Consider the following 18,296-nt stretch of genomic DNA (forward strand, 5'->3'; position numbering starts at 1 on the left):
GGCCCGACCGCCGGCAAAACATCCTGCTTGCCGCCGAGAAACTGTTTGCCAAGCACGGCTACCACGCGGTGTCGATCCGACATATCGCCGACGAGGCGCAGGTGCCGCTTGCCCTGGTGGGCTACTACTTCGGCGCCAAACACGAGCTTTACCACGCGATCTTCGAGCACTGGAGCACAACCATCAACGAGCGCCTGGCCGCACTGGCGCTGGCCATGGCCGATGAAAGCGGCGACCGCCTGACCCGCATCGTCGAGGCCTTCATCGCGCCGGTGATTCGCCTGCGAGCAAGTGCCGAAGGCGAGTACTACGCACTGCTCATGACGCGCGGCCTGGCGTTGCAAAGCGAGGAAGAGGACGCGATCATCCGGGAGTTTTTTGATCCGATGGCGCGTGCCTTCATCGAGGCCTTTCACACCACGCTGGCAACTGAGTTTCCCGGGGCTACTCAGCCACAGATCGTCTGGTGTTACCAATTCGCGCTGGGTGCGCTGCTGCACCACATCAGCGACCAGCGCGTGCATCGCCTGTCGCAAGGGGAAAACCGCCCGAACGACCCCATCGTCATGCCGCAGCTTGTTGCCTTTATTGCGCACGGCATGCGCGGCGCCATGCTGCACTCCCACCCCTCTGTTTCTGCCAGGAAAAAGCCATGACACGCCGCATTGTTGACATCTCCATGCACCTGGAGAACGAGGTGCCTTCGGACCCGCCGGGGCTGGGCCCGAAGATCAGCTACATCAACCACCAGATGAGCTACCCCGATCTCGCGCAGTTCTTCCCGGGACTGAAGAAGGAAGACCTGCCTGATGGCGAAGCCTGGGCGGTTGAAGACGTGCAACTCAACACGCACAACGGCACGCACCTCGACGCGCCGTACCACTTTGCCTCGACCATGGACGGCGGCCAGCGCGCGCTGACCATTGACGAGGTCGATTTGAACTGGTGCCTGCAACCCGGCGTCAAGCTCGACTTTCGCCATCTGCCCGATGGCTATGTGGTGCAACCCGCCGATGTGGAGGCTGAGCTTGCGCGCATCAATCACGAGCTCCAGCCCCTGGAGATCGTGGTCGTCAACACCCGCGCCGGCAGCGCTTACGGTGGAGCCGACTACATCCGCGCGGGCTGCGGCATGGGTTATGAGGCCACCATGTATCTGCTGGAGCGCGGCGTGCGCCTGACCGGCACCGATGCCTGGAGCTGGGACGCGCCGTTTGCCTATACCGCAAAGAAATACGCCGAAACTGGCGATGCCGGCCTGATCTGGGAGGGCCACAAGGCCGGCCGTGACATTGGCTACTGCCATCTCGAAAAGCTGCACAACCTCGAAGCACTGCCGGGTCACGGCTTCAACATTGCCTGCTTCCCTGTGAAAATCCGCGGCGCCTCGGCAGGCTGGACCCGCGCGGTCGCCATCTTCGACTGACAGGAGGGGGCAGATACCGAGCCCAGCGCAGGGCAGCGGGCCCTTACGCCGGCCGATTTCGGGGGGTACTTGCGATTTAGCACAAGTGTGCTAATATCCGCCCCATGGATGCCAAAACCCAAAAAAGCGAGATGACCCGCGCCGCGATTGTCGGTGCGGCGCTGGACCTCGCTTCTGCCGAAGGCCTGGAAGCCATCACGCTCCAGGCGGTGGCTGACCGGTTGGGCCTGTCCAAGAGCGGCGTGTTCTCCCGCATCGGCTCCCGCGAGGCCTTGCAGAAGGCAGTCATCGAGGAATTTGGCCGGCGCTTCATTGCCGAGGTGTTTGTGCCCGCCATGCAAAAGCCCAAGGGCCTGCCGCGGCTGGACGACATTGTGCAGCGCTGGATTGTGCGCATGCGCGATGTCGAGGTGCACACCGGTTGCATCTACACAGCAGGCGCCTTTGAGCTCGATGACCGTGAAGGCGAGCTGCGTGAAACCCTGCTGCAGGAAGTGACGCGCTGGCGTGCTGCTTTGCGGCGCACGGTGCAACAGGCCATTGAGGCCGGCCACTTGAAAGCCGACACCGACCCGGAACAGCTGGTCGGCGAAATCAATGCAATTTCCATCGGGCTCTTGCATGACGCCCGTTTTCTACGTGATACCCGCGCTGCCGAACGGGCCCAGTCCAGCTGGCAGCGCCTGATGAAAAGCTACCAGGCTTGAGTTGTTGTTCCGCCCCACAAGGGCTTTTCGTTGGTCCACATTTCGCACAATCGTGCGGAGAAAGGAAATGCCATGTTGTTCATCCTTGTAACCATCGCCATAGTTGCCGGCGTTCAGGCGGTTCGCGCCGCTCTTGCCTCGCTGCGTTCCCTGCCACGCAGCAACGAAGACTGGATCTGGTACTGATCCGGCAAACCCAAGGAGCCCCCTTCCATGACACGCACCTCCCTTGAAACAACCGCCGCGTATTACGGCGCCAACCCCACGACCAAACTTTTCCGCTGGGGCCTGGGCGCCTCGCAGCGCCTGTGGCCCGCCCTGGCGGTCCGCGCGGCGTATCGCCTGTTTGGCACACCCCTGCCGCCCAAATGGCTGAACCGCCGCCGCACCTGGTCGCCGGACTGGCGCATCAACACCTGGGCTTTTGAAAACGCCAGCCTGACCGTCTATGAGCGCCCCGTGGCCCCACATGGGCCGCTGGTATTGCTGGCCCACGGCTGGGGCGGACATGCCGGCCAGATGCTGGCGCTGGCGGACACCTTGCAAGCGCAGGGCCTGCGGCCGGTACTGCTTGAAATGCCGGCGCATGGGCGCAGCGCAGGCTCCACCAGCAACCTCCCGCAATTTGCGCGGGCCATCGACTATGTAGTAGCGCGGCTGCGGCAAGAGGGCCACCAGGTGCAGGCGCTGGTGGCGCATTCGCTGGCCGCCAACGCCGGCGCCTACGCGCTCAGCCGCGGCTTGCCGGTGGACAAGCTCGTGCTGCTGGCGCCGCCGGCTTCGCCCTATGAATACACGCGACTCTTCGCACATGTATTCGGCCTGCGTGAGGCAACGCGTGCGGCCATGCAGCAACGCATTGAAGCGCGCGAAGGCATCCTGATGCCGCAGTTCGAACCTGCCGCTGTGGGCCCGCGCATTCACCAGCCCACGCTGGTGGTGCATGACCGCCGCGACAGCATCAACCGCTTTGCCGACGGCGTAGCCTACAGCCAGGCGATTGCCGGCGCGCGCTTGCTGGCCACCGACGAGCTGGGCCACAGGCGCATCCTGAAAGACGAGGGCGTGCTGCGCGAGATCGCCGCTTTTGTTGGCCACTGAATAACGCAGAGGCTGCCCGCCTGCTGTCTCCCACCCCCCTTGTGCCGCGCGCCCATTGCCCCTAGGATGGCGCCACTTACAAGGAGTGGGACATGGACAAACCAACAGGTGTATTTGGCTGGACGGAAAAAAGCAGCGCGGTGCTGCAGCAAGGCGGGGTGATAGCCCCCGACGAGCGCCTGCCCTGGCCGCAGACCGCGGTGATGGGCGTGCAGCACGTGATTGCGATGTTCGGCGCCACGGTGCTGGCGCCCATCCTGATGGGGTTCGATCCGAACATCGCCATCTTGATGAGCGGCATTGGTACGCTGATCTTTTTCCTGATCACTGGCGGCAAGGTGCCCAGCTACCTGGGCTCGAGCTTCGCCTTCATCGGCGTGGTGATCGCCGCCACCGCTTACGCCGGCAAGGGGCCGAATGCCAACATCGGCGTGGCGCTCGGCGGCATCATTGCCTGCGGTGTGCTGTACACCCTCATCGGCGCCATCGTGCAGGCCGTGGGCACCGGCTGGATCGAGCGTTTCATGCCGCCGGTGGTCACAGGCGCGGTCGTGGCCGTGATCGGTCTGAACCTGGCCGGCATCCCGATCAAGAACATGGCTGCCAGCAATTTTGATTCGTGGATGCAGGTGGTGACCTTCGTCAGCGTGGCGCTGGTTGCCGTGATGACGCGCGGCATGGTGCAGCGCCTGCTGATCCTGGTGGGCCTGATTGTCGCAACGCTCATTTATGCGGTGCTCACCAACGGCATGGGCCTGGGCAAGCCGGTGGACCTCTCGCCGATTGCCAATGCCGCTTGGGTGGGCCTGCCCGGCTTTGCCGCGCCGGTGTTCAGCGCCAGCGCGATGCTGCTGATTGCGCCGGTGGCCATCATCCTGGTGGCGGAAAACCTCGGCCACATCAAAGCCGTCACCGCCATGACCGGCAGGAACCTCGACCAGTACATGGGCCGCGCCTTCATCGGCGACGGCGTTGCCACCATGGTCTCGGGCGCTGCTGGCGGCACCGGTGTCACGACCTACGCCGAAAACATCGGCGTGATGGCTGCCACCAAAATCTACTCCACGGCCGTGTTTGTGCTTGCCGGCCTGATGGCGGTGTTGCTGGGTTTCAGCCCGAAGTTCGGTGCGCTCATTCAGGCGATTCCGCTGCCCGTGATGGGCGGGGTCAGCATTGTGGTGTTTGGCCTGATTGCGGTGGCCGGGGCCAAGATCTGGGTCGACAACAAGGTCGATTTTTCCGACAACAAGAATCTGCTGGTGGCGGCCATCACGCTGGTGCTGGGCACCGGTGACTTCACGCTGAAGTTCGGTCAGTTTGCGCTGGGCGGCATCGGCACCGCCACCTTCGGTGCGATCCTGCTGTACGCCTTGCTCAATCGCAGAAAATAAAATCCGGCAGCAAGCGCCCCGCCTGAGCGGGGCCTAATTCGCCTGTGCTTTGGCGAGCGCCGCCTTGGTGGCGGCCAACTCGCGCTCCACATCGGCACGTTCGCCGATTTCCTGCTCCAGCAGCTCGTTGACATGCGCAAGGTCGGCGGCTGACTCCTGGATCTTGCCCTCCAGCTCGCCTGTTTTTTTCCAACGCCTGCGCCACATCGCCGGTCTGAATATGGTCGGGGATTTCCTGTTTGAGCACCGCGTTGATCACAAACAGCTCGGCGCCGGACTGTTTCACGGTTTTCTCGACGGTTTCGTTCCGATCAAGCGCACGTTCAAGGGGAGTTTCTGCCGGCGGTGCCGGCTGCTGACGCGATGACTGTGACTGCTGGGACATAGGGAACCTTCGCTGAGGGGCAAAACGCAACCCCGCCGCAGGCGGCTGCGAAATGCTCTGCAAGTCGCACGGTAAACAGATGCGGCACCGAAGGCCAAGGCATTCCCCCGCAAGCAGGAGGTTTTAGGGGCAAACCGCGCAAAGGGTCCAGACGGATTCCGCCGCTTTCAGGGTTTTCCTGCGGGCTGGGCTGGCTTTGGCTTGGGTGCTGGGTCCGAACTGAAGATGTTGCCCAGTGTTGCGCCCAGGCGGGCGCCAATGGCAGTCCCGACGCCGGGCAACACCGCCGTACCGATGACCGCCCCGGCCACGGCCCCTCGGGGAACGGAAACGGCCACTTTGTCCAGCGGCCCGCTGAGCACGAGCGGCACACCCACCACCCCATCGACCAGATCCACGGCGAAGTCGGCCTCGATCTGCCGGTTGGCCAGCCGTGCCTTGCCGGAGGCACTCAGGGCGCCCGAGCTGGCTTTGATGTTCGTGTAGGTGGTCACCATGCCTTGCGGTGTGTTCTGTGTATCGAGCTGGCCGGTGACGGACTCAAGCTCGGTTTGCCCTGCGTGCTCACTGCCCAGGGTGCGGATCGCCTTGTCCAGATCGAAGCGCAACAGAATGGAGCGGCCCATGGTGAAAGCCGTTTGCGTGTGCAGGGAACGCGCCAGCTCGCCCACGGTGCCGCCGGCGGCGGAAAGCTGGGTGGTACCCGAGGCCTTGCCGGCGATCACCGGCTTGCGATTGAAAGCCGCAACGGCGCTGGCGACGTCAACCCCGACAGGCTGCAGGCGGCCTTCCAGTTGCATGCGACCGCTGTCGCGGGTCTGCAATTCCACCTCGCCATGGGCCGTGCCGCCGCCCACATTGATGCGGGTGGTCCAGCGGTCCTCCTGCCCGAGGCGAGTCAGGGTCAGGTCGGTGGCGGGCTGAAAATCGGGGCGCGACAAGCGCGCCTGCCGTGGTCGCCAGTTCGGATCAAAATCGATTTCGCCGTCATACACCACGGCAACATCGTGGCGCGATACCCAGGTCAGGTTGCGAAACACAAAACGCTCAAGAGGTGTCACAGCGCCCTCGGGAATCAGACCGGACGGCCGCGCGTCCAGCGCGCGCAGAGACAGTTGCGGCACCACCGCACCGTCAAGCTCGATACGGTCAAATTGCAGCCGCCGGACAAACAAGGCACCAAGGTTCGGATAAGCCGTGAGTTTTTTGACCGTGATGGCACGTGGCTGCCTGGTGGCCGCGTCTTCAACCACCACGGCAGGCACCGGCAAGAGCTGCCAATGCAGCGAGCCCAGCGCCACAGGAACGCCAAACCGGTTTTCGAGCTCCGCACTGGCATACGCCGCCAGGTCCTCGTCACTGGGCAGGAAAATGACCAGCGCCAGCCAGGCCAGGCCCAACACCGCAGCAACGCTTGCGGCGGCGACGATCCATGTCCGTTTTTTCTGCATGCTTTTCCCGTTGTTGATTCGAATCTTCCCGCCCACCGCCTGCTTCATTCAGCTTAGCGGTCGAATCGCCCCGTACTTGTAGGCCGCAATCTCTTTATAGTCAGGGCTTCCCGGCCATCTCTAACTTGGAACCCCCCATGCGCATCTGGAAAAGACCGATATCCATCGAACTGCTCGCACACCACAACGCCGACAGTGCGGTTACCCATCTGGGCATCGAATTTCTGGAGGTCGGCGACGATTTCATTCGCGCACGCGTGCCAGTGGACGAACGCACACGCCAGCCTTATGGCTTGCTGCACGGCGGCGTATCGGTAGTGCTGGCTGAAACGCTGGGCTCCTGCGGTGCCGCGTTTGCTGCGCCCGAAGGCCACCGCACCGTGGGGCTGGATATCAACGCGAATCACCTCAAGGGCGCCACCAGCGGCTGGGTTACCGGCACCACGCGGCCAGTGCACATAGGACGCAGCACGCAGGTCTGGGCCATTGAGTTGATGAACGACGCCGGTGAACTGACCTGCGTGTCACGCATCACCATGGCGATGCTGAGCCCGCGCTAAGAAGCAAATCGATCATTGGCCCTTATAGGGCGGGCGCAAGCAAAGTAGCGACTGCAGCTCAGTCCGCAGCCGACCGGGCCATGCGTTCGCTCTTCCAGTAAACGTCGTCACCGCCGTTCATGCGGTTGAGGACACGCGACAGCACAAACAGCAGGTCGCTCAGGCGGTTGAGGTAAAGCCGCGGCGATTCTTTCAGGGTCTCGGCCTTGTCCAGTGCCACCACAGCGCGCTCTGCGCGGCGGGCGACGGTGCGGCACACGTGCGCGAGCGATGCAGCACGCGAGCCGGCCGGCAAAATGAACTCCTGCAGGCGCGGCAGGGTGGCGTTGTATTTCTCCAGCGCGGCATCCAGCAGTGCAACCGCTTCAGGCTTGAGCAGCTCGAAGCCGGGAATCGACAATTCACCGCCCAGGTTGAACAGCTGGTGCTGCACTTCAACCAGCAGCTCACTCACATCCGCCGGCATCTCCTCGCACAGCAACACGCCGATCTGCGAATTGAGCTCGTCTACATCGCCCATGGCATGCACACGCAAACTGTCTTTGGATACACGCGTGTTGTCCCCGAGCCCGGTGGTGCCGTTGTCACCGGTGCGGGTGGCGATCTGGGTCAGTCTGTTGGCCATAGGTGCTGAGCTTCCGGCAGGGCGGGCCTGCGTTACGCGAGGAAAGAAAATGTGTTTGAGACGCGATGCATGTCAGCGAGGCAACACGGTGCAAGAGTGCTGGCGGACCAGGGCCGACTGCGGTGCAATGGTCTCTTGTTCAACTTTAAACGGACCTTCTGCCTCATGACACCTACGTCTTATTTTATTCCCAACTTTGAAATTCGCAGTGTTTTGCTGCTGGCCGCGCTGACCATCGGCACCGCTTTCGCGGCACACGCCCAGACCGGCGGTGCAGCCCCACCAGCTCAGACTTCACCAACACGCGCAGCGCCTACCGCCCAGGACATCAACGCTGCCTTCGACCGTGCCGACACCAACCAGGATGGAAAGCTGACAAAGCAAGAGTCCGCCCGTTTCCCCGCAGTGGAACAACGCTTCGAGCAGATCGACAGCAACAAGGACCAGGCCGTGTCGCGCGAGGAGTTTTTGCTGGCGCTGAAGTCCTGACAGCACGCTGAGGGGCCATTTTGCGCCCCTTCTTTTCCCCGCGGACAAGTCGTAAACTGGGGCTCCAGCCTGGAGACACCATGAACGCCCCCGCCCATCCCGACCACTTGCTGCCCCAACTCAATCTGCGCGACGTACCGCCGGAACTGATAACGGCACTCAAAGCCAGATTTGCCGAGCGTTGCTCCACCGCCCTGGTGGTGTGCGAGCAGCATGGCCGGGATGAGTCCTCCTTCGCCGCACCTCCGCCTTCTGCCGTGGTGTTCGCTGAAAGCACCGCGGACGTGGCCGAGGCCGTCAAGCTCGCTGCCCAGTACCAGGTGCCTGTCATTCCCTTCGGCGTCGGCACCTCGCTCGAAGGCCATTTGCTGGCTGTGCAAGGTGGCATCAGCATTGATGTGAGCCGCATGAACCGGGTGTTGTCCGTCAACGCCGAAGACCTGACCGTGACCGTGCAGGCCGGCGTCACGCGCAAGCAACTCAATGAAGAGGTCAAAAGCACCGGCCTGTTCTTCCCGATTGATCCCGGCGCCGACGCCACCCTGGGCGGCATGAGCGCCACGCGCGCCAGCGGCACGAACGCCGTGCGTTACGGCACCATGCGTGAAAACGTGCTGGCACTGGAAGTGGTGACCGCCAGCGGCGAAGTGATACGTACCGGCACACGCGCCAAAAAATCATCTGCAGGTTATGACCTCACCCGCCTGATGGTGGGCAGCGAAGGAACCTTGGGAGTCATCACCGAAGTCACCGTCAAGCTCTATCCGCTACCCGAAGCCATCTCGGCGGCGATCTGCTCCTTCCCGAGCATTGAGGCGGCGGTGCGCACCACCATCCAGATCATTCAGCTCGGCGTTCCGATTGCGCGTGTGGAGCTGATCGACAGCAACACCGTGCGCATGGTCAACGCCTACGCCAAGCTGGGCCTGCGCGAGGAGCCCATGCTGCTGATGGAGTTCCACGGCTCGCCCAGCAGCGTGAAAGAGCAGGCTGAAACCGTGCAGGAGATTGCGGCCGACCTCGGCGGCAACGCTTTTGAGTGGGCCAGCACACCCGAGGAGCGCACGCGCCTCTGGACCGCGCGTCATAACGCGTATTTCGCGGCCATCCAGTCCAAGCCAGGCTGCCGCGCCATCTCTACCGACACCTGCGTGCCGATCTCACGTCTGGCCGACTGCCTGCTCGACTCGGTCAGCGAAGCAGATGCCAGCGGCATTCCTTACTTTCTGGTCGGCCATGTGGGTGACGGCAATTTCCACTTCGGCTACCTGATCGATCCGGACAAGCCCGAAGAGCGGGCAACGGCCGAGGCCCTGAATCACACGCTGGTGGCGCGCGCGCTGAGCCTGGAAGGCACCTGCACCGGCGAGCACGGCGTGGGCCTGCACAAGATGGATTTCCTGGTGACGGAAGCTGGCACCGGCGCGGTCGACATGATGCGGACCATCAAGCGCGCGCTGGATCCGCTCAACATCATGAATCCGGGCAAGATCTTCACGCTGTGAGCCGACCGGGTTTTGTCGCTATGCGTTCGGCACCGCACGAGCAATTAGTGCGAGTTGCCAGGAGGACCGCCAGAACCCAAAGAGGCGGCTGCCAGGGTACGCCTCATCCTGATACGTGTACCGTGCAGATCGGCATGTAGTGAAAGCCACATATGTTTGGGGCGCCGCGCTTTCGATGCTCGGTGGCTGTTCAACACTTTCAGGGATTGACAGCAACTATCCCAAGGGCTGGCCCCTGGTTGAGTCAGCAGATACAAATTGTCCGAACCTGAGCGGTGACTATCAAAATCGCGGCAGTTACTCGTATTCGCCACTTGGCGGCTCGCACTATCTTGCCTATCGGTTCGGCATGCACGTGAACACCGTTCGCGAACTGGACGCTATCGACACCATCAGAATTCACCCTGTCGAGGACGATGCTGTTTTGGTCGAAGCACGGAGCTCAGGCGTGGTCGTGATGTCTCGCCGGCTTTCTTTCAAAACCAAAGAACTCTCTTGCAGCTCAGGGGCCATGGTCTTCGCCCCAGCAACTGCAAAAACGCTGGATGGTTTTGGAACCGCCGTGAAGAAGAGCACGGTGTGGTTCAAAAAAGGCGTTGATGGCTCAATCATTGGCGAGGAGAATTCATCAACCGCCGCAGCCGCCTTGTACGTCGTGCCAATAGTGGGTAGCCAGACGTTTTGGTACCGCTGGAAATTGCAAAAATGAGAGGCGGCGCTTGATGTTGCATTCAACAGCAAACTCAAAGCGCAAATTTCATTTCCCGCCGCGCAGCCGCTCGATCAGTCCATTAAGTTCGTCCATCGAAGCAAACTGAATGGCGACTTCACCGGTGTCTTCTCGCCGGCCATTGCGTTTGACCTGCTTCTTGACGCGTACTTCCACGTCGGCCATCAGCAGATCGGCCAGCTCTTCTTCCACCCGGCGCGTGTCGCGTGATTTTTCCTTGGTGTTCTTCTGCGGCTTGAGCGAGAACTCTGCGCCGAGTTTTTTGACCAGGCTTTCGGCTTCGCGCACCGACATTTTTTTGGCGGCGATCTGGTTGCCGGCCGTGATCTGCGTGGCCCGGTCCAAGGCCAGCAAGGCGCGTGCATGGCCCATGTCAATGTCGCCGGCCATCAGCATGGTTTGCACCGGCTCGGCCAGGTTCAGCAGGCGCAACAGGTTGGAGGCGGCGCTGCGCGAGCGGCCCACGGCCTGCGCGGCCAGTTCGTGCGTGAGCCCAAACTCTTTGATCAGGCGTTGCAGGCCCTGCGCTTCTTCCAGCGGGTTGAGGTCTTCGCGCTGGATGTTTTCGATCAACGCCATGGCGGCGGCGGACTCGTCGGGCACGTCACGCACCAGTACAGGCACGCTGTCCAGCCCTGCGATTTTGGCCGCGCGGAAGCGTCGCTCGCCGGCAATGATTTCGTACTTGCCGTCGTTGGCGCCGCTGGTCAGGCGCCGCACCAGGATCGGCTGCATGATGCCCTGCACCTTGATGGACTCGGCCAGTTCGTACAGCGCACCCTCGTCCATGCGCGTGCGCGGCTGGTACTGGCCGGCGACCAGGTCTGTCAGCAGCAGCGAGGCCGGCTGGCCCGGGCTGGTGGCGCTGCTGTTGTTATTGTCGGCGCTGGAGGATTCGCTGACCTTGGGCCCCAGCAGGGCTTCAAGTCCGCGGCCCAGGCCCTTGGGTTTTTTGGTGACCATGATGTCGTGTCTTTCTCTGGTTCAGATGGGGAAGTGAGGCGTCACAGACGCATCAGCTCAAGAAGGTGTTCGTGGGCCTCGGGCCAGTCGCCCAAGCCGCTGTCGGCATTGAGGTGGCCGCGTGGGCCCGCGGCGATGCGCCCGGCGCCCCAGGCCGCGGCAAATTGCGCCGACCGTGCTGGCGCGCAAAACGGGTCGTCACTGCTGGCAAAAACAATCGCGGGAAACGGCAAGGGCTGCAGGGGCACCGGTGCCCAGCCTGACAACATCTGCCGCAGATCTTCGCGCTCGACATCCGGTGGCGCCACCATCAAAGCGCCTTTGACCCGGCTCGTGTTTTTTGAATGGGAAGCCCAGGCCGCAATCTGGATACAGCCCAGGCTGTGCGCCACCAGCACTACAGCTTCGTCGCATGCCAGCAGCACTTCTTCGAGCCGGGCGATCCAGTCGCCGCGCAGGGGCCGCATCCAGTCGTGCTCGTCCACGCGGGTGTAGTCGTGAGCCCGCTCCCAGCGGCTCTGCCAGTGGTCGGGGCCGCTGTTTTGCCAGCCGGGCAGGATCAGGACGTTGCGGGGGTTCATGTCGAAAAAGTATCTGCTATTAATTTAATAGCTACTCGCGCCCGTCGAATAAGGGCCAGTGGCCGATTTCATGCACAGCGCAGCCATCACATGGCCTTGATGCGCTGCACCATCTCTTCGGCGAAAGTGACGAAGGCCTGCGCGCCCTTGGAGGCCGGGTCGAACACCACGCCGGGCAGGCCGTAGCTGGGCGCTTCGGCCAGGCGCACATTGCGCGGGATCACGGTGTTGAAAACCTTGTCGCCGAAATGCTCCTTGAGCTGGTCGCTGACCTGTTGCTGCAAGGTGATGCGCGGATCAAACATCACGCGCAGCAAGCCGATGATGGCCAGGTCTTTGTTGAGGTTGGCATGCACCTGCTTGATGGTGTTGACCAGATCGGTCAGGCCCTCGAGCGCAAAGTATTCGCACTGCATGGGCACGATCACGCCGTGCGCGCAACACAGGCCGTTGAGCGTCAGCATGCTCAGGGACGGCGGGCAGTCGATCAGCACGAAGTCGTAGTGCTCGCCGACATCCGCCAGCGCCAGCTTGAGCCGCTTTTCGCGGCGCTCGACGTCGACCAGCTCGACCTCGGCACCAGCCAGTTCGCGGTTGGCACCGAGCACGTCGTAACCGCACTTTTCACTGTGCACTTTGGCTTCCAGTACGGAGGCCGATTCGAGCAGCACGTCATACACCGTGAGTTCGAGTTTGCGCTTGTCCACGCCCGAGCCCATGGTCGCGTTGCCCTGCGGGTCCAGGTCGATCATCAACACGCGCTGGCCGACCTTGGCCAGACCGGCAGCCAGGTTGACTGTTGTGGTGGTCTTGCCTACCCCGCCCTTTTGGTTGGCAATACAGAATATCTTGGCCATGTTGTTGTTCTTCTCTTCAGGGGGACAGGAGCGGGATTACTTGGAGACAGCGAGCTTGATGCCAAAGCCAATCAGGAATACACCTGCAAGCTTGTTCAGAATCGAGGTGATTTTGGGATTGGCGCGGATGCGCTCGGCCAGGAAATACGTGATCATCACCGAGGTCAGGCCATACAGAAAGGTCAGGCCGGCAATGGTGGCGGCCATCACGGCAAAGGTCTTCAGGCCCTGGTGCTGGGCCGGGTCGACAAACAGCGGAAAGAAGGCCATGTAAAAGACGATGGCTTTCGGGTTCAGCAAGGTGATGAGGAGCGCTTGGCGGAAATAGTGCCGCGGCTTGATCTGCAAGATAGGCGCGTCGCCGGCCTTGGCCACCAGCATCTTGAAGCCCAGCCAGGCGAGGTACACCGCGCCGGCCCACTGGACTATGTGAAAGGCGGTGGGGTATGCCGCCATCACGGCCGACACGCCGGCCACTGCCGCCCACAGCAAAACCTGGTCACCGGCAATCACACCCAGGGTTGCGCCCAGCCCACCGGCAATGCCGCCTTTGCTGGTGGAGGTGATCAACGCCAGGTTGCCCGGGCCTGGAATCAGCAGAAAAACGATGATGGCGACAACAAAAGCGCCGTAGTCGGCGACGCCGACGAATGAACCGAGCATGGAAACCTCCCGAAACAGAGGGTTTGAGTTTACGTCAGCCTGCAGGGCTGAAATTCGCCGATCACCGAATCCGCATCCGTTTTTGCCCGCGGAACGGGCGATCGACCGGAATCAGCCAGGTTTGTGGGGCCGCATCCACACCATGCAGCGCTCTGCGGCCAGTCCCGGCACGACCAGTTGTTCCACGTGAAACACTTCTACGCCGGCCGGCAAGGCGGCTATTTCGTCGGCTGGGTGTTTGCCTTTCATGGCCATCCACACGCCTTGCGGCGCGAGCGCCCCAACGGACCATTGAGTGAAATCGTGCAACGAGGCAAAAGCCCGGGAGCAGATCACGTCAAAAGGCTGGGTGATGGTTTCGACCCGCGCATGCAGCCCGGTCAGGTTAGGTAACTTCAGCGCCAGCGCCACCTGCTTGATGAACGCGGCTTTTTTGGCAACCGTGTCCACACAGGTCACAGCCACGGCCGGACAACAAATGGCAATCACCACGCCAGGCAGACCGGCACCGGACCCGACATCCAGCAGTCTGGCGCCCCGCTCCAAGCCGGCTTTTTGCAGATGCCTAAGCAGCGGCCCGATGGCGGACAGGCTGTCCAGCAAATGGTGCGTCATCATTTCCGCCGGATCGCGCACTGCCGTCAGGTTGTAGACCTTGGTCCATTTGCCGATCAGGTCCAGAAAATCCAGCAAGCCGGTGATCTGCGCGTCGCCCAGTTCCAGTTGCAGCGCCTTCAAGCCGGCGCGTAACTCCTGCTCCCCGCCGCGCATCAGGCTTCGGCCTGTTCAGCGGAGGGGGTCGGAACCGTGTTTTTCCAGAGATTCTTTTTCAGGTGCACCAGCAGCAAAGAGACGGTGGCCGGCGTGATTCCCGAAATGCGGGAAGCCATGCCCAAAGTCTCGGGCCGGTGTTTGGCCAGGGTTTGGCGAGCCTCAAAACTCAACGCCGAGACCTGCAGGTAATCCAGGTCCGCCGGGAGTTTGAGGTTTTCGTAGTGCGAAGCGCGCTCGACCTCGGTCTTCTGCAGGTCGATGTACCCGGCATACTTGACCGCAATCTCAATCTGCTCAACCACGTCCCGGGCCATGTCGGCGACCGCCGATGTTTCACGTGAAACCTCGGGGCCCAGCTCAGGGTTGGCATACTTGCCGCCATCCAGAGACATCAGCGAGGCATAGTCCACGTCGGGCCGGCGCAGCAGATCGAGCAGGTTGTACTCATGGTCAATTGCCTTGCCCAGAACCCGTTCGGCCTCCGCCAGCGGCAGGTTGCGCGGGTTGACCCAGATGGAGCGCAGCCGTTCTGTTTCACGTGAAACAGCATCGCGTTTGCGGTTGAAGGCGTCCCAACGGGCGTCGTCCACCAGGCCCAGCTCCCTGCCCTTTTCTGTCAGGCGCATGTCGGCGTTGTCTTCCCGCAGCATCAGGCGGAACTCGGCCCGGCTGGTGAACATGCGGTAGGGCTCGGTCACACCCTTGGTGATCAGGTCGTCCACCAGTACACCGAGGTAGGCCTCGTCGCGTTTGGGCAGCCAAGCCTCTTTGCCTTGGCACTGCAGCGCGGCGTTGATGCCGGCGAACATGCCTTGGGCCGCCGCCTCTTCATAACCCGTGGTGCCGTTGATCTGCCCGGCGAAGAACAGGCCGCCCACCGCCCGGGTTTCAAAGCTGGTTTTCAGCGCCCGCGGATCAAAGTAGTCGTACTCAATCGCGTAGCCGGGCCGCAGGATATGGGCGTTTTCCATGCCGGCCATGGAGCGCACCAGGTCGTACTGAATGTCAAAAGGCAGGCTGGTCGAGATGCCGTTCGGGTAGATCTCGTGCGTGGTCAGGCCCTCCGGCTCCAGGAAAATCTGGTGGCTTTCCTTGCCCGCAAAGCGGTTGATCTTGTCTTCCACACTCGGGCAATAGCGCGGCCCGACGCCGTCAATCTTGCCGGTGAACATCGGGCTGCGGTCAAAACCGGAGCGAATGATCTCGTGCGTACGCTCGTTGGTGTGGGTGATCCAGCACGACATCTGTTTCGGGTGCGCGACCTGCCCGCCCATGAAGCTAAACACCGGCACCGCGCCAGGCGTGCCACCCGGCATGCCGTCGCCCGGCTGTTCGGTGCATTTGCTGAAGTCAATGGTGCGCCCGTCAATGCGTGGCGGCGTGCCGGTTTTCAGCCGGCCCTGCGGCAGCTTGAGTTCCTTGAGTCTGCTCGAAAGCGACACCGCCGGTGGGTCGCCTGCCCGGCCCGCCGAATAGTTCTGCAGGCCCACATGGATCTTGCCGTCCAGGAAAGTCCCGGCCGTCAGCACCACGGTGCGTGAACGGAATTTGATTCCCACTTGTGTGACGGCGCCGACCACCCGGTCGCCCTCGACCATGAGGTCGTCCACCGCCTGCTGGAACAGCCACAGATTGGGCTGGTTCTCCAGCCGCCGGCGAATCGCCGCCTTGTACAGAATGCGGTCGGCCTGCGCCCGGGTGGCGCGCACGGCCGGTCCCTTGGAGCTGTTGAGGATCCGGAACTGGATGCCGCCTTCGTCGGTGGCCAGCGCCATCGCACCGCCCATGGCGTCGACTTCCTTGACCAGGTGGCCCTTGCCGATACCGCCGATCGAGGGGTTGCAGCTCATCTGGCCCAGTGTCTCGATGTTGTGCGACAACAGCAAAGTCTTGCAGCCCATGCGTGCCGAGGCCAGCGCAGCCTCGGTGCCGGCATGGCCGCCACCGACCACGATCACGTCAAATTCTTGGGGGTAAAACATCAAGGCTCCGTAGGGCCGCCCCAAGGACGACTTGCGCCCCCTCGGGGGGCAGAGAAGCGGCAAAGCCGCAAACGTGGGGGCAACATTTTTTAGCTCTCTATCAATTCAGTGGGCAAGCCCATGCCGCGCGCCACTTGTGCCTGGCGCCGGTCCGCCGTGACAAACAGGTCCACCCGTGTCGCCAGCGCGCTGCCCACGTACAGCGCATCCATGCCGCGCAAAGGGCCTTGCTCCATCGCGGCAAAGGCAAAGCGCTCAACACGCGCATCCAGCGGTACCAGCGTCATGTCTGCCACATCGCTTTGCGCGGCAGCCCAGGCACGGTCAAATTCGGGAGTGGGCAGGCTGCCGTCTCGGCGACGCCGCAACAGCGCGGAGGCCACCTCGGTTTTGCAATGCGCGGCGACCAGCAACTCACTGGCCGCCTCAAAAAGGGCCAGAACGCGCTCGCGCCCGGCCTCACTGGCGTAGCGTTTGGTCAGCGCAGAGGCATCAAACATCAACCGGGCCTCCCCATCACGCACCAGCCCGCGGGTTGCAGCCGGCGCTGCCGGATAAGAAGCAGACGCGCGCTTTACCATGGGGACTCGCTACGCTCGTCGAGCACCGCCTGCGACAAGGACACACCGGGCGGCAAAACCACCGGCTCGAAAGGCCGCTTCCAGCTGGGCATCTTGACCACCGCCTCCGACTTCAGAGGAACCAGCTCAGCGACCGGCTTGCCATGCCGCAAAATCCGCACGGTTTCCCCCTGCTCCACCAAATCAAGCATGGCGGACGCATGGGCACGGAATTCACTGAGGGCGATGGTATGCATTTTGTACAAAATATGGATTTTTGTACATTTTAGCAGGATTGTGCTTGCAAGGTGCCTCACACGCAGTTTTCCACCACACGGCCTGTGGTGAAATCAATCGCATGAGCCCCTCCTCCAAACTCCTCGTCTTTGCCGGAAGCATTCGCCAGAATTCCTTCAACCGCAAACTCGCCCACGCAGCAGCAGACATGGCCCGTGCCGGCGGCGCCGAAGTCACCCACATCGAGCTGGCGGATTTCGACATCCCGATGTACAACGCCGACCTGGAAGCCAAAGGCACGCCGGCCGATGTGATGAAGCTCAAGCAGATCATGTTCGAGCACCCGGCATGGATCATCTGCTCGCCCGAATACAACGGCAGCTACACCGCCCTGCTCAAAAACACCATCGACTGGGTCTCCAGCCCGGTCAAGGCCGACCCGGCCTGGCAGGAAGGGTTCAAGTCTTTCACCGGCAAGGTGGTGGGTATGCTCAGCGCGTCACCCGGCGCCTTGGGCGGCCTACGTTCGCAAAGCCATTTGGTGCCGCTGCTGCTCAATGCGCAATGCTGGGTTGCACCCAAAGCTTTTGCCCTGGGCCATGCGGGTGATGCGTTTGATGCGCAAGGCCAGCTGGTGAATGAGGCGCATCGCAAGAATGTGCAGGCGGTAATCGACCAGGTGCTGTTTGCGAGCAGCCGGCTTCATGCCTGAATTGGCCTTTTGTCCTTATTCTATAGGCGCCAGTTGCTCCTTAATTAATAGCAGAAAATGTTAATGAACTGCCGTCCCGGCTGCGGCGCCTGCTGCATCGCCCCATCCATCAGCTCGGCCATTCCCGGCATGCCGCTGGGAAAGCCGGCGGGTGTGCGTTGTGTGCAGCTGGATGAGGCCAATGCCTGCCGCATCTTCGGCCGGCCTGAGCGGCCGGCGGTTTGTGGGCAGTTGATGCCTTCGATGGAGATGTGTGGTGCGAGTGCGCCGGCTGCGCTTGCCTGGCTTACCTTGTTGGAACAGGCTACGGCGCCCAGCCCAGTGTCGCTGGGGAAACCGTTGCCAGTTCCGGCTTAATGGCTCGCTAACAGGCCGGGTCTCGCCCCGGCGGGCGAGGCACTTTGTCTTTGCTTCGCCAAAGAAAAGTACCCAAAAGAAAGGCGACCCGATGGTCTGGGTCCCCTGCGCTGCGCTCCGGGGCAACCTGCGGTGCTCGCCGAAAATGGGGTCGAGCTCGAACTCGCTACGCTCAGACAATCGCTCGCCCTGATCCATTTTCGGCTGCGCTCCTCGGCCCAGCCCGACGGGTGGGGGAAA

Annotated in this window: 22 protein-coding genes; 11 read left to right on the forward strand and 11 right to left on the reverse strand. The window is 62.4% G+C overall.

Annotation, left to right across the window (positions count from 1 at the left end):
* The 5 genes from B0B52_RS10875 to B0B52_RS10895 form a co-directional block, all read left to right on the forward strand.
* The coding region (locus B0B52_RS10875; RefSeq protein ID WP_139351900.1) for a TetR/AcrR family transcriptional regulator at window positions 1-656 on the forward strand (656 nt) is incomplete at its 5' end.
* A complete protein-coding gene (locus tag B0B52_RS10880; RefSeq protein WP_077593668.1) occupies window positions 653-1,426 on the forward strand; it encodes a cyclase family protein in 774 nt (257 codons plus the stop codon). The genes B0B52_RS10875 and B0B52_RS10880, both read left to right, overlap by 4 nt.
* Window positions 1,427-1,530: 104 nt before the next feature.
* Window positions 1,531-2,133 (forward strand): TetR/AcrR family transcriptional regulator, encoded by a 603-nt coding sequence (locus tag B0B52_RS10885; protein ID WP_077593669.1) that lies wholly within the window; start codon window positions 1,531-1,533, stop codon window positions 2,131-2,133.
* Between the two features lie 213 nt (window positions 2,134-2,346).
* Entirely contained in the window at window positions 2,347-3,234 is an 888-nt protein-coding gene (locus B0B52_RS10890) for an alpha/beta hydrolase (RefSeq protein WP_077593670.1), read from the forward strand.
* Window positions 3,235-3,326: 92 nt separating this feature from the next.
* Entirely contained in the window at window positions 3,327-4,625 is a 1,299-nt protein-coding gene (locus B0B52_RS10895) for a solute carrier family 23 protein (RefSeq protein WP_077593671.1), read from the forward strand.
* Between the two features lie 33 nt (window positions 4,626-4,658).
* On the opposite strand, the gene B0B52_RS22695 is transcribed toward B0B52_RS10895, so the two are convergent.
* The gene (locus B0B52_RS22695) at window positions 4,659-4,832 is read right to left on the reverse strand and encodes a hypothetical protein (RefSeq protein WP_254425691.1); all 174 of its coding nucleotides are present in this window, start codon (window positions 4,830-4,832) and stop codon (window positions 4,659-4,661) included.
* A gap of 345 nt (window positions 4,833-5,177) precedes the next feature.
* Window positions 5,178-6,461: an AsmA-like C-terminal region-containing protein gene (locus B0B52_RS10905; RefSeq protein WP_077593706.1), complete on the reverse strand. Its 1,284-nt coding sequence runs from the start codon at window positions 6,459-6,461 to the stop codon at window positions 5,178-5,180.
* Between the two features lie 137 nt (window positions 6,462-6,598).
* Here B0B52_RS10905 and B0B52_RS10910 point away from each other — a divergent pair, with 137 nt between their 5' ends.
* A complete protein-coding gene (locus B0B52_RS10910; protein ID WP_077593672.1) occupies window positions 6,599-7,021 on the forward strand; it encodes a hotdog fold thioesterase in 423 nt (140 codons plus the stop codon).
* 58 nt (window positions 7,022-7,079) lie between these two features.
* Here the strand turns inward: B0B52_RS10910 and B0B52_RS10915 are convergent, their stop codons facing one another.
* Complete coding sequence (locus tag B0B52_RS10915) at window positions 7,080-7,646, reverse strand: cob(I)yrinic acid a,c-diamide adenosyltransferase (RefSeq protein WP_077593673.1); 567 nt, start codon at window positions 7,644-7,646, stop codon at window positions 7,080-7,082.
* A 165-nt stretch (window positions 7,647-7,811) separates the two neighbouring features.
* On the opposite strand from B0B52_RS10915, the gene B0B52_RS10920 reads away from it, so the two are divergent.
* The 3 genes from B0B52_RS10920 to B0B52_RS10930 all read left to right on the forward strand — a co-directional run bounded on the left by B0B52_RS10920 (window position 7,812) and on the right by B0B52_RS10930 (window position 10,349).
* A complete protein-coding gene (locus tag B0B52_RS10920) occupies window positions 7,812-8,135 on the forward strand; it encodes an EF-hand domain-containing protein (RefSeq protein ID WP_077593674.1) in 324 nt (107 codons plus the stop codon).
* A gap of 80 nt (window positions 8,136-8,215) precedes the next feature.
* Complete coding sequence (locus tag B0B52_RS10925; RefSeq protein ID WP_077593675.1) at window positions 8,216-9,640, forward strand: FAD-binding oxidoreductase; 1,425 nt, start codon at window positions 8,216-8,218, stop codon at window positions 9,638-9,640.
* A 139-nt stretch (window positions 9,641-9,779) separates the two neighbouring features.
* Complete coding sequence (locus B0B52_RS10930) at window positions 9,780-10,349, forward strand: hypothetical protein (protein WP_077593676.1); 570 nt, start codon at window positions 9,780-9,782, stop codon at window positions 10,347-10,349.
* A 48-nt stretch (window positions 10,350-10,397) separates the two neighbouring features.
* Here the strand turns inward: B0B52_RS10930 and B0B52_RS10935 are convergent, their stop codons facing one another.
* The 8 genes from B0B52_RS10935 to B0B52_RS10970 form a co-directional block, all read right to left on the reverse strand.
* Window positions 10,398-11,333, reverse strand: coding sequence for a ParB/RepB/Spo0J family partition protein (locus B0B52_RS10935; protein ID WP_077593677.1), 936 nt, complete (start codon window positions 11,331-11,333; stop codon window positions 10,398-10,400).
* A 41-nt stretch (window positions 11,334-11,374) separates the two neighbouring features.
* Complete coding sequence (locus B0B52_RS10940) at window positions 11,375-11,914, reverse strand: alpha/beta hydrolase (protein WP_077593678.1); 540 nt, start codon at window positions 11,912-11,914, stop codon at window positions 11,375-11,377.
* Between the two features lie 86 nt (window positions 11,915-12,000).
* Window positions 12,001-12,771 (reverse strand): ParA family protein, encoded by a 771-nt coding sequence (locus B0B52_RS10945; protein ID WP_077593679.1) that lies wholly within the window; start codon window positions 12,769-12,771, stop codon window positions 12,001-12,003.
* A 36-nt stretch (window positions 12,772-12,807) separates the two neighbouring features.
* Entirely contained in the window at window positions 12,808-13,434 is a 627-nt protein-coding gene (locus tag B0B52_RS10950) for a LysE family transporter (RefSeq protein ID WP_077593680.1), read from the reverse strand.
* A 111-nt stretch (window positions 13,435-13,545) separates the two neighbouring features.
* Entirely contained in the window at window positions 13,546-14,205 is a 660-nt protein-coding gene (rsmG, locus tag B0B52_RS10955) for a 16S rRNA (guanine(527)-N(7))-methyltransferase RsmG (RefSeq protein WP_077593681.1), read from the reverse strand.
* Window positions 14,205-16,190 (reverse strand): tRNA uridine-5-carboxymethylaminomethyl(34) synthesis enzyme MnmG, encoded by a 1,986-nt coding sequence (gene mnmG / locus B0B52_RS10960; protein ID WP_077593682.1) that lies wholly within the window; start codon window positions 16,188-16,190, stop codon window positions 14,205-14,207. Before mnmG ends, rsmG begins: the two co-directional genes overlap by 1 nt.
* An 89-nt stretch (window positions 16,191-16,279) precedes the next feature.
* Window positions 16,280-16,690: a type II toxin-antitoxin system VapC family toxin gene (locus B0B52_RS10965; protein ID WP_168173535.1), complete on the reverse strand. Its 411-nt coding sequence runs from the start codon at window positions 16,688-16,690 to the stop codon at window positions 16,280-16,282.
* A 74-nt stretch (window positions 16,691-16,764) separates the two neighbouring features.
* A complete protein-coding gene (locus tag B0B52_RS10970) occupies window positions 16,765-17,007 on the reverse strand; it encodes a type II toxin-antitoxin system Phd/YefM family antitoxin (RefSeq protein ID WP_077593707.1) in 243 nt (80 codons plus the stop codon).
* A gap of 101 nt (window positions 17,008-17,108) precedes the next feature.
* Between B0B52_RS10970 and B0B52_RS10975 the strand changes: the two genes are divergently transcribed.
* Both B0B52_RS10975 and B0B52_RS10980 read left to right on the forward strand, forming a co-directional pair.
* Window positions 17,109-17,699 (forward strand): NADPH-dependent FMN reductase, encoded by a 591-nt coding sequence (locus tag B0B52_RS10975; RefSeq protein ID WP_077593684.1) that lies wholly within the window; start codon window positions 17,109-17,111, stop codon window positions 17,697-17,699.
* A gap of 63 nt (window positions 17,700-17,762) precedes the next feature.
* Window positions 17,763-18,056, forward strand: a complete 294-nt coding sequence (locus tag B0B52_RS10980) for a YkgJ family cysteine cluster protein (protein WP_077593685.1) — start codon at window positions 17,763-17,765, stop codon at window positions 18,054-18,056.
* Window positions 18,057-18,296 lie beyond the last annotated feature (240 nt).

The sequence above is a fragment of the Polaromonas sp. A23 genome (assembly GCF_002001015.1).
In the GTDB taxonomy this organism is placed as follows: Bacteria; Pseudomonadota; Gammaproteobacteria; order Burkholderiales; family Burkholderiaceae_C; genus Polaromonas.

Excerpts from the sequence above, each read along its gene's own strand:
- B0B52_RS10880 (WP_077593668.1), top strand. The coding sequence starts at position 653 with ATGACACGCCGCATTGTTGACATCTCCATGCACCTGGAGAACGAGGTG.
- B0B52_RS10885 (WP_077593669.1), top strand. The coding sequence starts at position 1,531 with ATGGATGCCAAAACCCAAAAAAGCGAGATGACCCGCGCCGCGATTGTC.
- B0B52_RS10890 (WP_077593670.1), top strand. The coding sequence starts at position 2,347 with ATGACACGCACCTCCCTTGAAACAACCGCCGCGTATTACGGCGCCAAC.
- B0B52_RS10895 (WP_077593671.1), top strand. The coding sequence starts at position 3,327 with ATGGACAAACCAACAGGTGTATTTGGCTGGACGGAAAAAAGCAGCGCG.
- B0B52_RS22695 (WP_254425691.1), bottom strand. The coding sequence starts at position 4,832 with ATGTGGCGCAGGCGTTGGAAAAAAACAGGCGAGCTGGAGGGCAAGATC.
- B0B52_RS10905 (WP_077593706.1), bottom strand. The coding sequence starts at position 6,461 with ATGCAGAAAAAACGGACATGGATCGTCGCCGCCGCAAGCGTTGCTGCG.
- B0B52_RS10910 (WP_077593672.1), top strand. The coding sequence starts at position 6,599 with ATGCGCATCTGGAAAAGACCGATATCCATCGAACTGCTCGCACACCAC.
- B0B52_RS10915 (WP_077593673.1), bottom strand. The coding sequence starts at position 7,646 with ATGGCCAACAGACTGACCCAGATCGCCACCCGCACCGGTGACAACGGC.
- B0B52_RS10920 (WP_077593674.1), top strand. The coding sequence starts at position 7,812 with ATGACACCTACGTCTTATTTTATTCCCAACTTTGAAATTCGCAGTGTT.
- B0B52_RS10925 (WP_077593675.1), top strand. The coding sequence starts at position 8,216 with ATGAACGCCCCCGCCCATCCCGACCACTTGCTGCCCCAACTCAATCTG.
- B0B52_RS10935 (WP_077593677.1), bottom strand. The coding sequence starts at position 11,333 with ATGGTCACCAAAAAACCCAAGGGCCTGGGCCGCGGACTTGAAGCCCTG.
- B0B52_RS10940 (WP_077593678.1), bottom strand. The coding sequence starts at position 11,914 with ATGAACCCCCGCAACGTCCTGATCCTGCCCGGCTGGCAAAACAGCGGC.
- B0B52_RS10945 (WP_077593679.1), bottom strand. The coding sequence starts at position 12,771 with ATGGCCAAGATATTCTGTATTGCCAACCAAAAGGGCGGGGTAGGCAAG.
- B0B52_RS10950 (WP_077593680.1), bottom strand. The coding sequence starts at position 13,434 with ATGCTCGGTTCATTCGTCGGCGTCGCCGACTACGGCGCTTTTGTTGTC.
- rsmG (WP_077593681.1), bottom strand. The coding sequence starts at position 14,205 with ATGCGCGGCGGGGAGCAGGAGTTACGCGCCGGCTTGAAGGCGCTGCAA.
- mnmG (WP_077593682.1), bottom strand. The coding sequence starts at position 16,190 with ATGTTTTACCCCCAAGAATTTGACGTGATCGTGGTCGGTGGCGGCCAT.
- B0B52_RS10965 (WP_168173535.1), bottom strand. The coding sequence starts at position 16,690 with ATGTTTGATGCCTCTGCGCTGACCAAACGCTACGCCAGTGAGGCCGGG.
- B0B52_RS10970 (WP_077593707.1), bottom strand. The coding sequence starts at position 17,007 with ATGCATACCATCGCCCTCAGTGAATTCCGTGCCCATGCGTCCGCCATG.
- B0B52_RS10975 (WP_077593684.1), top strand. The coding sequence starts at position 17,109 with ATGAGCCCCTCCTCCAAACTCCTCGTCTTTGCCGGAAGCATTCGCCAG.
- B0B52_RS10980 (WP_077593685.1), top strand. The coding sequence starts at position 17,763 with ATGAACTGCCGTCCCGGCTGCGGCGCCTGCTGCATCGCCCCATCCATC.